The following is a 15527-nucleotide window of genomic DNA, read 5'->3' as shown; positions in this document are numbered from 1 at the left end:
GCGTGCTTGCAACCTTTGATTGTGCCCTGCAATCTGGTTCAGAAGCCTGTCGGCACAGTGAAAGAAAAGCCCATGCCCTTCAAACTGATCCGTCTGATCGCCCCGATCTCTGCCCTTGCCCTTGTCGCCTGCACCCAAGGCACGCCGCCTTCGGACAATGATGCCGCCTCTGGCGCCGTCAGCTGCAAGGGCACCGACAGCGCGCTGAACGCCACCGGCGCGGCCGCCACGAACCGCGCGCGCGTCGCCGCCGGCCTGCCCCCGGTGCGGGCCAACAGCCTGCTGGCGCAGGTCGCGGCCGGACACGCCTGCGACATGGCCCGTCGCGGTCAGATGTCCCATCAGGGGTCCTCGACATCGGGTCCGGGGCAGCGGGTCAAGGCCCGCGGCTATGACACCCGCATCACCGCCGAAAACATCGCCGCCGGCCCCTTCGACACCACGCGCGTGCTGGCCGAATGGCAGAACTCGCCCGGCCATCGGGCCAATATCCTGATCCCGCAGGTGAAGGATTTCGGCATCGGGCGCGCGATCGGCGCCGATGGCCGCACGCAATATTGGGCAGCCGTCTATGCGGCCGAGAAATAGCGTGCCTCAGGCCGCGTCGCTGGCCTGCGGACCATCGGTGAACTGCATCCGCGCCAGCCGCGCATAAAGCCCGCCTTGCGCCACCAGGTCCTCATGCGTGCCTTGCGCCACGATGCGGCCTTGGTCCAGCACGACGATGCGGTCGGCCTTCTTCACGGTGGCCAAGCGGTGGGCCACGACGATGGTGGTGCGCCCTTCGGCCAGGCGGTTCACGGCGGTCTGGACCAGCGATTCTGATTCCGCATCCAGCGCGCTGGTCGCCTCGTCCAGCAACAGCACGGGGGCGTCGCGCAGGATGGCGCGGGCGATTGCCACCCGCTGGCGCTGGCCGCCCGACAGCATCACGCCGCGCTCCCCAAGCGCGGTGTCATAGCCCTGCGGCAGCCCCACGATGAAGTCATGGGCATGGGCCGCCTTCGCCGCCGCGATCACCTGCGCGTCCGAGGCGTCGGGCTTGCCCAAGCGGATGTTGTCGGCCGCCGAGGCCGCGAAGATCACCGGGTCCTGCGGCACCAGCGCCATCTGTTCGCGGAAATCGGTGCGGCGCATGTCGCGCAGATCGACGCCGTCCAGCGTCACGCGCCCCTGCACGGGGTCCCAGAACCGCTGGATCAGCTGGATCACCGTCGTCTTGCCAGCCCCTGACGGACCGACCAGCGCCACGGTTTCGCCGGGGCGGATGGTCAGGTCGATGCCGTCCAGCGCGGGGGCGTCGGGGCGGGTCGGAAAGCGGAAGCCGACGCCCTGCAGCGCGATCTCCCCACGCAGGGGGGTGGGCAGCGCGACGGGATGGGCAGGGTCGCGCAGCGCGTCATCGGCCGACAGCAGTTCGGCCAGACGCTCGGTCGCGCCCGCGGCGCGCTGCAATTCGCCCCAGATTTCCGACAGGGCCCCGGTCGAGCTGGCGACGAGGATCGCATAGATCACGAACTGCACCAGCTGCCCCGCCGTCATCACCCCTTCGCGCACGTCGCGCGCGCCGATCCACAGGACCCCGATGACGCCCGCGAAGATCAGGAAGATCACGATGGCGGTCATGATCGCGCGGGTTCGGATGCGGGTCAGCGCGACGTCGAAGCTTTGTTCGGTGACGGTGTCGAAACGGGCGATGCTGCGGGCCTCATGCGTATAGGCCTGGACCGTCTGCGCGGCCAGCAGCGTCTCGGACGCGGTGCCCGACGACACGGCGATCCAGTCCTGATTGGCCCGCGACAGGGCACGCAGCCGGCGGCCCAGCACGATGATCGGGATCAGGATCGCCGGCACGATCAGCAGGACCAGCGCCGTCAGCTTCAGCGACGTCCAGGCCAGAAGCGCCATCCCCCCCACCAGGATCAGCATGTTGCGCAGCGCGATCGACAGCGACGATCCAACGACCGACTGGATCAGCGTGGTGTCGGTGGTGATGCGCGACAGGATCTCGCCGGTCATGACGCGCTCGAAGAAGGCGGGCGACAGGGTGATCACACGGCCATAGACCGCCTTGCGGATATCGGCCACGACCCGTTCGCCAAGCCGCGTGACGAAGAAATAGCGCGCCGCGGTGCCCAGGGCCAGCAGCGCCACGATGATCAGCGCCGCCCCGAAATACTTGTCCAGCAGGCCCGCGCCATCGTCGAAATTGTCGACGACCCGTCGCACGGCCAGGGGCAGGATCAGGCTGATCCCGGATGTGCAGGCCAAGGCCAGCAGGGCCAGAACCACCTGAATGCGGTATGGTCGCACAAAGGGCCACAACGCGCCAAGCGCGCCCACCTTTTTGCTGGTGGGACGGTCTTCGGTGGTGCTTGCGCCACGTCTCATTGCCTGTTCCTGCCTGTCATGCGGGGATTTCGGTGTAGGGCGGGTGCCGTCAAAGGACAAGCGGACGCTTCGTCATACCCGGATGTCGCCACGGGCCAGCGCGCCTTCCAGCGCGTCGATGGCCTCGGCCAGTTTGCCGTCGATGATCTCCAGGTATTGCGTCCAATCCGACAGACCGCGCAGATCCTCGGCCCCGTCGGAAATGCCGCGCAGCCCGATCAGCGGCAGGTTGAAATGCTGGCAGACACGCAGGATGGCAAAGGTTTCCATGTCGACCATGTCCTGCGCGATGCCGCCATAGCCCGCGCCGCTGACGATGCTGGCGCCGGTGGCAAGGCTGGCCACGGGGATGTCAGGGATGCGGTGCGGCAGATCGACCACGGCGGGCAGATCCAGCAGCGGCGTACAGCCCCGCTCGAACCCAAGCGCCGAGGCATCCATGTCGCGATAGCCCACCGATCCCACCTGATAGACCTGCGTCTGCGCCAGCCGCGCCGATCCGGCCGACCCCAAAGATACGACCAGCCGCGGCCTTTCGGCCATTCCCGCCAGCGCGGCGGTCAATTGCACGGCGGCCTCGACGGGGCCGATGCCGGTCATCAGGGGCGTGATGCGGGCCTGCAGGGCGGGGCCGTATTCGGGGCGCGCCGCCATCACGAACAGCACGGGCAGATCGGCAAGCGTATCGGGTTGGATCATGGGCGGTCGCACCTGCAAGGGATTTCCCTTCGGGTTTGCCCGCCCCCTGCCATCCGGTCAAGCGCGATGGCCCCTTGCAGGCGCCGCCGCCCCTGTGGCAGGTCTTTGTCCGTCATGAAGGGAACAAGCATGGGCCAGGTCAGCGATCTATACCGCCAACGCGTGACCGAAGGGGTGCTGCGGCCCGATCCCGCACAGGAAGCCGTCCTGCCCCAGATGGACCGCGTTCTGGCCGAGATGGCCGAAGCCCCCCAGGCCGCCCCCAAACGCTCGACATGGCGGGCCTTTCTGGGCGTGGGCAACGCGGCCCCTGCCACGGCGGTCAAGGGGCTGTACCTGTGGGGTGGCGTCGGGCGCGGCAAATCCATGCTGATGGATCTGATGGCCGAGGCCGCAGGCGACATTCCCCACCGGCGCGTGCATTTCCACGAATTCATGCAGGAAATCCAGGCCGGACTGGACGAGGCTCGCAAGCGCGGCGATCAGGACACCGTCCGCCCCGTCGCCATGCAGGTCGCCGCGCAGGTGCGGCTGCTGTGCTTTGACGAAATGCAGATCACCGACATCGCCGATGCGATGATCGTGGGGCGCCTGTTCCAGGTGCTGTTCGAACAGGGCGTCGTCGTCGTCACCACATCGAACCGCATCCCCGAGGATTTGTACAAGCACGGGCTGAACCGCCAGCTGTTCCTGCCCTTCATCGACCTGATCCGCGAACGCATGCAGGTCACCTGCCTGGACAGCGAAACCGACTATCGCCAGAACCGCAGCGCCGGCGGGCAGGTCTGGTTCACGCCCGCCAATGCGCAGGCCCGCGCCAGCCTGGATGCCATCTGGGCGGATCTGACGGGCGATGCCACCCCCGAACCCCTGCGGATCGAGGTCAAGGGTCGCCAGGTCGAACTGCCCGCCCATGCGGGCCGCGTGGCGCGGGCCAGCTTCTGGGATCTGTGCGACAAGCCGCTTGGGCCCGCCGATTACCTGGCCGTCGCGCGGGCGGTCGACGTGCTGCTGATGGACGGCGTGCCGCGCCTCTCGGGGTCGAACTACAACGAGGCCAAGCGCTTCGTCACGCTGGTCGATGCGCTCTACGAGGCCAAGGTCCGCCTGATCGCCAGCGCCGCCGACGAACCCGAGCAGCTCTATAACGAAGGCGAGGGCAGCTTCGAATTCGAACGCACCGCCAGCCGCCTTCGAGAGATGCAGGACGCGGCCTGGGGCGCGCGCTAGACGACGCCCAGGGTCTGGCGCCCGCGCGCCACCAGGTCACGCAATTCCTGCAGGTCCATCTCTCCGAAGACGACCTCGTCGCCGCAGATGAAGCTGGGCGTGCCGCGCAGGCCCATGTGATCGCCCAGAAGGAAGCTCATGGTGATGTGGCGTTCGGGGTCCGGGCCCTGCATGTCCTCGCGCAGGCGGGCTTCGTCCAGGCCGACCTGCCGGGCGATCCGCATGACGCTGGCCTCCTCAGCGCGGCCTTCCATGGTCATCAGTGCGGCGTGAAGCTGCCAATATTTGCCCTGCTTCAGCGATGCCAGCGACGCCTTGGCGGCGAATTCCGAATCCGCGCCGAAGACGGGCCATTCGCGATGCACCAGCCGCAGCTGCGGATCCTCGCGCACCAGCTGCGACATCAGTGGCACCATCTTGCGGCAATATTGGCAGTTATAGTCAAAGAACTCGGACAGGGTGATGTTGCCGTCGCCATTGCCCAGAACGGGTGCGGTCGGATCGCGTTCCAGCGATTTGCGCAGATCCTCGGGCATGGGATTGTCGCGTTCGGCTGCGGCGGCCGGCAGCACGCCAAGGGCGGCGGTGGCACCGGCGCTGGCCAGGATCAGGCGGCGGGTCAGCATGGGTTGTCCTTTCGCGGGGGGCGGGATCATATGGGGACCAGCTAACCGAAGGTCGTCGCATGCGTAAACCACGCCCTGAACCCGCCGATGTCACGTTGGCGTCAGAGACCGAGACCCCGGACCCGATCTGTCCCCTTTGCGACCGCCCCATTCCCCCCGATGTCCCGCAAAGCCGCCATCACCTGATCCCCAAGCTGCGCGGCGGCAAGCGCGGTGAAACCGTGCTGCTGCACCACATCTGCCACAAGACGATCCACAAGACCTTCAAGGAAACAGAACTGGCCCGGAACCTGAACACCATCGCGGCCCTGCGCGCCCATCCCGACATGGCGCGCTTTCTGGAATGGATCGCCAAACGCCCTCCGGGCTTTACCGGCAAGGTGCGCTGACCGGCGATCGCGTCTCCCATTTTGCAACAAGTGCAAGTCTTTCCCTGTCGCATTCCGGCAGGAAAATGCGCCATCCGCCGCCTGCATTTCCGGTTTTCGCCATGCATCTCAAGCGCTTTCCCAAGGGCGTGAGCATGCCAAGGGCGACTTCCGCATCCTGCCCGCGACAGGCCCGCAAAGGATAGGAGCAAGCAGATTCCTTGGAAAATGGGCTGCTTTTTGATGGTTCATGGGGCCCTGCATCGCGCCGACCCAGCACCGCCAAGGGCGCTGTCGCCGCACGGCATGCTGAAAAGCTGACGTAAAGGTATTTGACGATCACGGGTCCATCACATCGTCGTGGTTGCGCCTGCGACACGGCCCCGGCCAAGGCCCGGCAGGATGATCTTCAATCCGCCGGACGAGGGGACTAGATCAGCCTCACAACGAGAGTTTGGAGACTATCATGAAATTCGTTACCGCAGCTATTGCATCCCTGATCGCAGCCGGCGCAGCCAACGCAGGCGGCTATACCGCCCCCGTCGTCGAGGCAGCCCCCGTCGAAGTCGCCCCCGTCGTGACGATGGACGCTTCGGACTGGTCCGGTTTCTATGCTGGTCTGCAGTACGGCCAAGGCGAAGCCACCATTTCGCTGGACGGTGAAGAAGCCGACACCGATTTCGACGCCTACGGTGTGCACGGTGGCTACAACCGCGATTTCGGCAAGTACGTCCTGGGTGGCGAACTTGACTACAACAAGATCGACCTGGACAACGATGGCGGCGATGCCGACCTGACCCGTCTGCGCGCACGCGCCGGTTACGATCTGGGCCGCTTCCTGCCCTACGTCACCTTGGGCGCCGCACATATTTCGGGCGATGGCGATCTGTCGGAAACCGACGTCACCTACGGCATCGGTGCCGACTACAAGGTCACCGAAATGTTCACCGTTGGCGCCGAGTACACCAAGCAGGACTTCAGCGATGTCGACAACGTCGACGGCCTGGACCTGGACACCGACATGGTGCAGGTCCGCGCGTCCTATCACTTCTGATCGGGAACGGGCCGCTTCGGCGGTCCCGGCCTGACGCGAAAGCCGCCCTTCGGGGCGGCTTTTTTCATGGCCGCGGCTATGGTGCGCGCGCACCCGCCGCGTCCATGAAAAAGGGCCGCCGACAAGCGGCAGCCCCCTGTTACCCCGGTGCGGGATCGGATCAGCGAGTAAATTTCTTGTATTTCACGCGCTTGGGTTCGACCGAATCCGGCCCAAGGCGGCGGATCTTGTCTTCTTCATAGGCCTCAAAGTTGCCTTCGAACCATTCGACATGGGCATCGCCCTCGAAGGCCAAGATATGCGTGCACAGACGGTCCAAGAAGAAGCGGTCGTGGCTGATGATGACCGCGCAACCCGCGAAATCGTCCAGCGCCGCTTCCAGCGCCTGCAGCGTCTCCACGTCCAGATCGTTGGTCGGTTCGTCCAGCAGCAACACGTTGCCGCCCGATTTCAGCAGCTTGGCCATGTGGACGCGGTTGCGTTCACCGCCCGACAGCTGGCCGACCTTCTTCTGCTGATCGCCGCCCTTGAAGTTGAAGGCGCTGGCATAGGCGCGGCTGTTCATCTGCGCGTCGCCCAACTGGATCTGCTCGGCCCCGCCGCTGATCTCCTCCCAGACGGTCTTGGTGTCCGACAGCGCGTCGCGCGACTGGTCAACATAGGACAGATGCACCGTGTCGCCCCAGGTGATGGTGCCTTCGTCGGGCTGTTCATTGCCGGTCAGCATGCGGAACAGCGTGGATTTGCCCGCGCCGTTCGGGCCGATGACGCCGACGATGCCGCCGGGCGGCAGGGCGAAATCCAGATTTTCAATCAGCAGCTTGTCGCCCATGGCTTTCTTCAGGCCCTCGACCTCGATCACCTTGCCGCCCAAACGTTCGCCGTTCGGGATGATGATCTGGGCGCGGGTCAGCTTGTCGCGTTCGGACTGGCCGGCCAGTTCGTTATAGGCGTTGATCCGGGCCTTGGATTTCGCCTGGCGCGCCTTGGCACCGGCGCGGATCCATTCCAGTTCGCGCTCCAGCACTTTCTGCTTGGATTTGTCCTCGCGGCTCTCCTGCTCAAGGCGCTTGGCCTTCTGTTCCAGCCAGGCGGAATAGTTGCCCTCGTAGGGGATGCCGCGGCCACGATCCAGTTCCAGGATCCAACTGGTGATGTCGTCCAGGAAATAGCGGTCGTGGGTCACGGTCAGGATCGTGCCCTTGTATTCGATCAGGTGCTTTTGCAGCCAGGCGATGGTTTCCGCGTCCAGGTGGTTGGTCGGTTCGTCCAAGAGCAGCATGTCGGGCGCCTCAAGCAACAGCTTGCACAGCGCGACGCGGCGCTTTTCGCCGCCCGACAGGGTGGTGACATCCGCGTCGTCCGGCGGGCAGCGCAGGGCCTCCATCGCGACGTCTATCTGGCTGTCCAGGTCCCACAGGTTTTCCGCGTCGATCTGGTCCTGCAACGCGGCCATCTCCTCGGCGGTCTCGTCCGAGTAGTTCATTGCCAAGTCGTTATAGCGGTCCAGGATCGCCTTTTTCGCCGCAACGCCCAGCATGACGTTGCCACGCACGTCCAACGATTCGTCCAGCTGCGGTTCCTGCGGCAGGTAACCCACGGTCGCGCCCTTGGCGGCCCAGGCTTCGCCGGTGAAATCCTTGTCCCAGCCCGCCATCACGCGCAGCAGGGTGGACTTACCCGCGCCGTTGACGCCGACGACGCCGATCTTGACGCCGGGAAGGAAGTTCAGACGGATGTTCTCGAAGACCTTCTTGCCGCCGGGATAGGTCTTGGACACACCGTCCATGTGATAGACGAACTGATAGGCCGCCATGGGGAATTCTCCTGGAAAAGGTTATGGGGCTGTTTAGGCGAAAATGCCGACCGGTGAAAGGTCAGCGCATGTCGGCAAGAAAGTCCGCATCCATGGACGCCTCAAGGAAATCGAACTGCGGCTGCAGCTTGTCGCGCAGTGCGGCGCGCGCCTCTGGGGGGACCGCAAAGCCGTCGGGCGAGGCGAAGACCTTCTTGTGCAGCCCCTTGTAGGGGGCGGGGGGCAGCCCCAGGAACGCCTCGACCCGGCGCAGCAGCCCTTCGGGGTCGCGGGCGATCCGCCCAAAGGGCAGCACCAGCAGCCGGTCGGGACCAAAGCGTGCCTGCCAGCGCGGCAGATAGGCCGCGTAATCGCCCCGATCCAACAGGACGGGGTCCTCGATCTCGCGCATCCAGTCGGACAGGCTGGCGGGATCGCGGCCCGCGCGGCGCAGGTTCATCTTCAGTTGCGACACCGCCCGGTCGACCGGGTGGCGCAGGATATAGATGAACTGGGCATTGGGCAGGAATTCGGCCATGAAATCGACGCCCTCATCGGGCAGGGTCGAATATTCGGGCGTGATGTCGATGGGGCGCGTGCCCTTGGGCGCAGGGGCAAAAATGGCGCGATACCATTTCTCAGTGAACATCTCGCCGGTGGTGATGCGTTTCAGGTATTTGCCCACATCCGGATCGATGGGCTGGTTGCGCGCCAGATGCCTGCTGATCAGGTTTTCCTTGCTGCGGCGGTAATGCCAAGGCAGCCATTGGCGGTGTTCGGGTACGAAGCGGTGGTTGAAGAACTGGACCTCCTTGAAGGGTGGGGTCCAGATCTTGGGGTGCTGGGCCAGCATGTCCGACAGCCAGCTGGTGCCCGCCTTCTGGGCGCCGATGCCGATCACGCGCGGCTTGCGAGGTTTCCCTTGAGGGTCCCAGTCAAGCTGCGCATCCAGGTTCACACATGCCCCCACAGATCGTAATCGCTGGCCTCGTCCACCGTCACCGGGACGATATCACCGGGCTTCAGGTGGTCAAAGCCTTCGTCGATGAAAAGATTGCCATCGATTTCGGGCGCATCGGCCTTGGTCCGGCAGGTGGCGCCGTCCTGGTCGATACTGTCCACGATCACCTCGATCCGCGTGCCGACCTTGGCGGCCAGCTTGGCGGCGCTGATGGCTTGGGCCTTTTCCATGAAGCGTTCGAAACGCTCCTGCTTGACCTGCGGATCGATATGGTCGGGCAGGTCGTTGGCCCGCGCGCCCTTGACGTTTTCGTATTGGAACGCCCCGACCCGGTCCAGCTGCGCCTCGTCCAGCCAGTCCAGCAGGGACTGGAACTCGGCCTCGGTCTCGCCCGGGTAACCCACGATGAAGGTCGAGCGCAGGGTGATCTCGGGGCAGATGGCGCGCCAGGCGGCGATCTCGTCCAAGGTCTTCGCGCCTGCGGCGGGGCGGGCCATGCGCTTCAGGACGTCCGGATGGGCGTGCTGGAAGGGGATGTCCATGTAAGGCAGGATCAACCCATCCGCCATCAGCGGGATCAGGTCGCGCACATGCGGATAGGGATAGACGTAATGCAGCCGCACCCAGGCCCCAAGCGACCCCAGATCGCGCGCCAAGTCGGTGATATGGGCGCGGTGCCCGCGTTCGGTCTCATGTTTGCGGTCAAGGCCATAGGCGCTGGTGTCCTGGCTGATGACCAGCAGTTCCTTGACCCCGGCCTCGACCAGCTTCTCGGCCTCGCGCATCACCGCATGGGCGGGGCGGCTGACAAGGCGGCCGCGCATGTCGGGGATGATGCAGAACTTGCACTTGTGATTGCAGCCTTCCGAGATCTTCAGATAGCTGTAATGGCGCGGCGTCAGGCTGACTCCGCTGGCGGGCAGCAGGTCGATGAAGGGATCGGGCTGCGGCGGCACGGCCTTGTGGACGGCATCCAAGACCAGCTCGTACTGATGCGGCCCCGTCACGGCCAGCACCTTGGGATGCGCGCCGGTGATGTATTCGGGTTCCGCCCCCAGACAGCCGGTGACGATCACGCGGCCGTTTTCGGCCAGCGCCTCGCCGATGGCATCAAGGCTTTCGGCCTTGGCGCTGTCCAGAAAACCACAGGTGTTCACGATCACCGCATCCGCGCCCTGGTAATCGGCGCTTATGGCATACCCTTCGGCCCGCAGGCGGGTCAGGATGCGTTCGCTGTCGACCAGCGCCTTGGGGCAGCCGAGGCTGACCATGCCGATGGTCGGCTGGCCATCGCGCCTGTCATCAGGGATGCGGGCACGGGCAAGGTCGGGGCGAAGATCGGGCGGATTTGTCTGCATCGGCAGCGTATAGGCGATTCGAGGTCGCGGGAAAAGACGTCCCGTGCGTCGCGCCGCCTGCAACTTTCCGGCCTTCGGTGCGTATCTTCCTGCATCACCACAGCCGATCAGGGGACCGACCGATGCCATCCGCCCTTTCCCGCCCCACCCTTCTTGCCGCCGCGCTGCTGGCGCTGACCGCCGCCCCTGCCCTGGCCGAGCGGATCACCAGCCGCGACGATTTCCTCCGGACCGTCGATCAGCGCCGGCTGACGACGATGGGCGTGGCCCTGGTCGTCACCCCCGACGGGCGCATCGGCGGCAGTGCCTTCGGCGCCGATGTCACCGGCGACTGGACCTGGGACAAGGGCTGGTTCTGCCGCACGCTGGCCTGGGGCAGCCGCAGCTGGCCGCGCAACTGCCAGCTGGTCGAGCGGACGGGCGACGGGTTGCGCTTCACCTCGGACAAGGGGGCGGGCGATACGGCCACGCTGCGCATCAGATAGGCGCTTCGCCGGAACGTGATTTCCCTTGGCCCCCGCGCCGCGCAAGATAGGCGCATGAAGATCGCACCCGTCCTGATTGCCCTGACGACCCTGCTGATGCCGATGGCCGCCCATGCCGAGATCAAGCATCGGGGGCAGTTCATCGATGTGGTCAACGACCGTGGCGGCAACGTGTTGCAGATGGTCCAGACCCGCAACCAGCTGGATGCAACCGGCAAGACCATTCGCATCCGCGGCTATTGCCGGTCGGCCTGCACCATGCTGACGACGCTGCCGCGCGCCTGCCTAGGGCCGGGTGCCACGATCGGCTTTCACGCGCCCCGCATCCAGGGCACGCAGATCATCCCGCCCTATGTCGATCAGATCATGGGAAATTTCTATCGCAACGGTATCCGCGAACGGTGGTTCGCGGGCTGGAACCGCTCGCTCGAGATGCAGAAGATCAGCGCGCAGGACTATGTCCGGCTGGATCCGCAGGCGCGCATCTGCGACAGCCTGCGGAAGAAGTGACGGGCGTCATTCGCGCAGACGCCAGCCCGTGGCGAAGATCCAGCGGATCACGGCCAGGCAGACGACCACCATCGCCGCCACCGCGATCAGCGAGGCCCCCACCGGCACGTCGGCCAGCCCGAAGAAGGCCCAACGGAACCCCGAGATCAGGTAGAGCACGGGGTTCAGCTTGGCCACGCCCCCCCAGAAGGGCGGCAGCATGCTGGCCGAGTAGAAGGCCCCGCCCAGAAAGACCAGCGGCATGATGACCATCATCGGCACGATCTGCAGCTGTTCAAAGCTCTTGGCCCACAGCCCGATGATAAAGCCCAGCAGGCTGAATCCCACCGCGCTGAGCAGCAGGAAGGCGATCATCCAGAACGGGTGCAGGATATGGACGCCCACGAAGGCAAAGCTGGTCAGCAGGATCACCAGCGCGATCAGGATCGCCTTGGCCGCGGCCGCGCCGACGAAACCCAAGGTGACCTCGATCCAGCCCACGGGCGAGACCAGGTATTCATAGATCGTGCCGCTGAATTTCGGAAAATAGATGCCGAAGCTGGCGTTGCTGACCGCCTGTTGCAGCACCGTCAGCATCATCAGGCCGGGCACGATGAAGGCGCCATAGGGCACGCCCTCGACCGATTGGATGCGCCCGCCGATGGCCGCGCCGAAGACCACGAAATACAGCACCGTCGACACCACCGGCGATGCCAGCGACTGCCAGATGGTGCGGAAGAAGCGCATCATCTCGTGGTGGAAGATGGACCAGACGCCGTGCCAGTTGACCATGTTCATGCCGCATTCTCCGATTCGTCGACCAGCGAGATGAAAACCTCTTCCAGGCTGGATTGGCGGGTGGACACGTCGCGCACGGTGATGTCGCGCGCCGCCAGTTCCCCCAGCAGCCGGGCGATCCCGGTGCGTTCGGCCTTGGTGTCATAGTCGAAAGCCAGCTGGCGGCCATCCTCGGACAGGGTCAGGTTGGGATCGGCCATGTCGGCGGGGATGCCGGTCAAGGGCGCGTCCAGTTCGATGGTCAGGGTCTTGCGGCCGAACTCTCCCATCAGCTGGGCGGTGGGCTTGACCAGCAGCAGCTGACCCTTGGCGATGACGCCGACGCGGTCGGCCATTTCCTCGGCCTCTTCCAGGTAATGGGTGGTCAGGATGATGGTCACGCCCTCGCGGCGCAGATCGCCCACCACCTCCCACATCTCGCGGCGGAGCGCGACGTCGACGCCGGCGGTCGGTTCGTCCAGGAACAGGACCTTGGGATTGTGCGACAGGGCCTTGGCGATCAGCACGCGGCGCTTCATGCCGCCCGACAATTCGCGCGTGGCCGCATCGCGCTTGTCCCACAGCGACAGTGCCCGGAGGATGCGTTCCAGATAGGCGTCGTCGGGGGGCATGCCGTAAAGGCGGCGGGTGAAGCGGACGCAGTTGATGACTTTTTCAAAAGGCTCCAGCGCGATTTCCTGCGGCACCAGCCCGATCATCTTGCGCGCGGCGCGCCAGTCGGTGCGGATGTCATGGCCGCCGACCCGGACGGACCCGCCCGTGGGCACCACAAGCCCGCAGATGATCGAGATCAGCGTCGTCTTGCCCGCGCCGTTCGGGCCCAGAAGGGCGATGATCTCGCCTTCCTCGATGGACAGGGACACGTCGTCCAGCGCCTTGGTGCCACTGTCATATTGCTTCGACAGATGGTCGATTTCTATGATCGCGCTCATGCGCCATTCTCCAGTTTTGTGCAGACGGGTCGCATGGGCCCGGGCCGCAGATAGGCATTCGGGGGCCGTTTTGCCAGACCGCCGCGGGATCGGGGCCGGGATGGCGGCTGTTTGGCCACGGGGCAGGCCTTGCGGGAGACGGCTTGCGGCGGCGGCGCGGGCCGTCCACTGCCGGGCCATCCCAACCAAGGATCGCACCCATGCTTCCCATCCGGGACCACAGTCTCTCCACTGTTCGTCCGGTCGTGATCTGGGCGCTGATCGCGATCAATATCGCGATGTTCGTCCTGACATGGCCCGGCAGCGAAACGGGATCGACCATCTGGGCCTATCTGGCACTTTATCCCATCGCCATCACCCATGACCAGCTGACCTACGGCCTGCTGACCCACATGTTCCTGCATGCGGGCGGATTTCTGGCTGGCGTCGTCCTGGCGTTGCCGCTACTCCTGCGGCGTAGCGGCCCGCGGTTCTGGGCGCGTACCCATGGCCGGCCGCCCCATCCGCAATCCCACTACACCCGCATCCCCGCGTCACGCGCCGCTGATGTCGCGGTCCGGCATACTGCCCACGCTCATGTGGCGCTTGCTGCCGAAACCGGGCCGGCGGTACACGTCGAAGCCCGCCCGGCCCAGCGCGCGACGGACATGGCCCGCGGCGGTATAGGTGGCAAAGCTGCCGCCCGGGGCGGTATGCAGCCCCACCTGCGCCATGATCGCATCATCCCACATCTGCGGGTTCTTGGCGGGGGAAAAACCGTCCAGGAACCACGCGTCGGCCCGGCCTTGCCATGCAGGCAGCGTATCGGCCACATCCCCCAAGACCAGATCCAGCGTGACCTGCCCCACCCGGATCTTCGGGCTGCCCCACCCGGACCGCAGCTGCGCGGCCAAATCCGCCAGCTCGAAAAAGGCGGCATGGGCCTGTTCCAGCTGGGCCACGCCCATCGGATAGGCCTCGAAGCTGGTCATGCGTATGGGCTGGACGGCGATCTGCGCCAAGGCCAGCAGGTTCAGCCCCGTCCCGAAGCCCAGTTCGGCCACATGAAACCCCGCCGCCAGCCGCGCGGGCAGGTCATTGCCCGCCAGAAAGACATGCCGCGTTTCCGCCAGCCCCCCGGCGAGGCTGAAATAGGGATCATCGAACCGGGTCGAGACGGGGATGGTCCCGTCCCGCCAGTCCAGCTGCGGGTCGCCTTCGGGCGTCTGGTGGTCTAGATCGTTCATGCAGGGCAGCTTTCGGGAAAGGATGCGGATTTGGCAAGGGACGGCGTGATGCACGTGGCGGGGGCGGGCATCTTCGGGCTGGCCGTCGCATGGGAACTGACCCGGCGCGGCGCGCGGGTCCGGGTTCACGAACGCGACCAGGTGGGCGCGGGGCCATCGGGCGGCCAAGTGGGCGCGCTGGCCCCCCATGCCCCCGACGGCTGGAACCCGAAAAAGGCGATGCAGCTGGACAGCCTGCTGGCCGCCCCCGGTTTCTGGGCCGAGATCGAGGATCTGTCCGGCCTGCCTTCGGGCTATGGCCGCACCGGTCGCCTGCAGCCGGTGCCAGACCAGGCGACGGCCGACCGGCTGGCCGACCGCATCGACGGAGCACGACGGAACTGGCCCGCCGGCATGGGGATGGTTCTGACCCGCGATCCCGATGCCGACATCGTCCCCCGCAGTCCGTCGGGGATCTGGCTGATGGACAGGATGACGGCCCGCATCCATCCGCGCGCCGCGCTGGCCGCCCTTGCCGCCGCCATCACCGCGCAGGGCGGAGAGATCGTGACGGGCCGCCCCGCCCCCGCGGATGCGCTGCAGATGATCTGGGCCACCGGGACGCAGGGGCTGCTGGATCTGAACGACGCGCTTGACCGCAGGATCGGCCAGGGGGTCAAGGGCCAGTCGGCCAGCTTGGCCCATGCCGCCCCGGACAGCCCGCAGGTTTTCGACAACGGCATGTATGTGACACCGCATTTCGACGGGACGGTGGCGGTCGGGTCGACCTCGGAAAACGTCTTCGACCACGACCGCGTCGATCACCAGATCGACGACCTGCTGCTGCGCGCCCGCTTGCTGTGCCCGGTGCTGGCCGATGCGCCAGTGCTGGAACGATGGGCGGGCATCCGCCCCCGTGCCCGCAGCCGCGCGCCCGTCCTTGCGCCCTGGCCCGACCGCCCCGGCCATCTGATCGTGAATGGCGGCTTCAAGATCGGTTTCGGCATGGCCCCCGTCATCGCCCGCATGGCCGCCCAGGTGGTGCTGGACGGACGGACCGACCTGCCCGATCTGGTCGCCCTGCCCTGAGCCTTGCGCCCCCATCACGACCACGCCACACTGCCTCAAATCATCCG

Annotated in this window: 16 protein-coding genes; 7 read left to right on the top strand and 9 right to left on the bottom strand. The window is 65.9% G+C overall.

Going from position 1 to position 15527, the window contains the following annotated elements:
* Positions 1 to 72: 72 nt before the first annotated feature.
* Complete coding sequence (locus DKT70_RS05530) at positions 73 to 588, top strand: CAP domain-containing protein (protein ID WP_111558188.1); 516 nt, start codon at positions 73 to 75, stop codon at positions 586 to 588.
* A gap of 6 nt (positions 589 to 594) precedes the next feature.
* Here DKT70_RS05530 and DKT70_RS05525 read toward each other — a convergent pair whose 3' ends face one another.
* On the bottom strand, positions 595 to 2391 hold the full coding sequence (locus DKT70_RS05525; protein ID WP_111558187.1) for an ABC transporter transmembrane domain-containing protein: 1797 nt from the start codon (positions 2389 to 2391) through the stop codon (positions 595 to 597).
* Positions 2392 to 2463: 72 nt separating this feature from the next.
* Entirely contained in the window at positions 2464 to 3090 is a 627-nt protein-coding gene (locus DKT70_RS05520) for a 5'-methylthioadenosine/S-adenosylhomocysteine nucleosidase (RefSeq protein WP_111558186.1), read from the bottom strand.
* A gap of 129 nt (positions 3091 to 3219) precedes the next feature.
* On the opposite strand from DKT70_RS05520, the gene zapE reads away from it, so the two are divergent.
* Entirely contained in the window at positions 3220 to 4320 is a 1101-nt protein-coding gene (gene zapE, locus DKT70_RS05515; protein WP_111558185.1) for a cell division protein ZapE, read from the top strand.
* Here zapE and DKT70_RS05510 read toward each other — a convergent pair.
* Positions 4317 to 4946 (bottom strand): DsbA family protein, encoded by a 630-nt coding sequence (locus tag DKT70_RS05510; RefSeq protein ID WP_111558184.1) that lies wholly within the window; start codon positions 4944 to 4946, stop codon positions 4317 to 4319. The genes zapE and DKT70_RS05510 overlap by 4 nt on opposite strands.
* 59 nt (positions 4947 to 5005) lie before the next feature.
* Here DKT70_RS05510 and DKT70_RS05505 point away from each other — a divergent pair, with 59 nt between their 5' ends.
* Positions 5006 to 5335: an HNH endonuclease family protein gene (locus DKT70_RS05505; protein WP_111558183.1), complete on the top strand. Its 330-nt coding sequence runs from the start codon at positions 5006 to 5008 to the stop codon at positions 5333 to 5335.
* 445 nt (positions 5336 to 5780) lie between these two features.
* The gene (locus DKT70_RS05500) at positions 5781 to 6368 is read left to right on the top strand and encodes an outer membrane protein (RefSeq protein WP_111558182.1); all 588 of its coding nucleotides are present in this window, start codon (positions 5781 to 5783) and stop codon (positions 6366 to 6368) included.
* 160 nt (positions 6369 to 6528) lie between these two features.
* Here DKT70_RS05500 and ettA read toward each other — a convergent pair whose 3' ends face one another.
* From ettA to rimO, 3 genes are all read right to left on the bottom strand, one after another.
* The gene (gene ettA / locus DKT70_RS05495) at positions 6529 to 8184 is read right to left on the bottom strand and encodes an energy-dependent translational throttle protein EttA (RefSeq protein ID WP_111558181.1); all 1656 of its coding nucleotides are present in this window, start codon (positions 8182 to 8184) and stop codon (positions 6529 to 6531) included.
* A 61-nt stretch (positions 8185 to 8245) separates the two neighbouring features.
* Positions 8246 to 9064: a sulfotransferase family protein gene (locus DKT70_RS05490; RefSeq protein WP_233490434.1), complete on the bottom strand. Its 819-nt coding sequence runs from the start codon at positions 9062 to 9064 to the stop codon at positions 8246 to 8248.
* 53 nt (positions 9065 to 9117) lie between these two features.
* Entirely contained in the window at positions 9118 to 10482 is a 1365-nt protein-coding gene (rimO, locus tag DKT70_RS05485; protein ID WP_111558235.1) for a 30S ribosomal protein S12 methylthiotransferase RimO, read from the bottom strand.
* A gap of 122 nt (positions 10483 to 10604) precedes the next feature.
* On the opposite strand from rimO, the gene DKT70_RS05480 reads away from it, so the two are divergent.
* Both DKT70_RS05480 and DKT70_RS05475 read left to right on the top strand, forming a co-directional pair.
* Entirely contained in the window at positions 10605 to 10967 is a 363-nt protein-coding gene (locus tag DKT70_RS05480) for a dihydrodipicolinate reductase (protein WP_111558180.1), read from the top strand.
* A gap of 54 nt (positions 10968 to 11021) precedes the next feature.
* Entirely contained in the window at positions 11022 to 11477 is a 456-nt protein-coding gene (locus DKT70_RS05475) for a hypothetical protein (RefSeq protein ID WP_111558179.1), read from the top strand.
* 6 nt (positions 11478 to 11483) lie between these two features.
* Here DKT70_RS05475 and DKT70_RS05470 read toward each other — a convergent pair whose 3' ends face one another.
* From DKT70_RS05470 to mnmD, 3 genes are all read right to left on the bottom strand, one after another.
* Positions 11484 to 12254, bottom strand: coding sequence for an ABC transporter permease (locus DKT70_RS05470; protein WP_111558178.1), 771 nt, complete (start codon positions 12252 to 12254; stop codon positions 11484 to 11486).
* Positions 12251 to 13186, bottom strand: a complete 936-nt coding sequence (locus tag DKT70_RS05465) for an ABC transporter ATP-binding protein (protein ID WP_111558177.1) — start codon at positions 13184 to 13186, stop codon at positions 12251 to 12253. Before DKT70_RS05465 ends, DKT70_RS05470 begins: the two co-directional genes overlap by 4 nt.
* Positions 13187 to 13719: 533 nt before the next feature.
* Positions 13720 to 14412 carry a tRNA (5-methylaminomethyl-2-thiouridine)(34)-methyltransferase MnmD gene (mnmD, locus tag DKT70_RS05455; RefSeq protein WP_111558176.1) on the bottom strand — a complete coding sequence of 231 codons (693 nt, stop codon included), beginning with the start codon at positions 14410 to 14412 and terminating at the stop codon, positions 13720 to 13722.
* A 30-nt stretch (positions 14413 to 14442) separates the two neighbouring features.
* Here mnmD and DKT70_RS05450 point away from each other — a divergent pair, with 30 nt between their 5' ends.
* Positions 14443 to 15480: an NAD(P)/FAD-dependent oxidoreductase gene (locus DKT70_RS05450; protein ID WP_233490433.1), complete on the top strand. Its 1038-nt coding sequence runs from the start codon at positions 14443 to 14445 to the stop codon at positions 15478 to 15480.
* Positions 15481 to 15527: the final 47 nt, after the last annotated feature.

It is taken from the genome of Paracoccus sediminilitoris (genome assembly GCF_003259195.1).
GTDB classification, from domain to species: domain Bacteria; phylum Pseudomonadota; class Alphaproteobacteria; order Rhodobacterales; family Rhodobacteraceae; genus Paracoccus; species Paracoccus sediminilitoris.
This window is presented reverse-complemented; position numbering and strand designations above follow the sequence as displayed.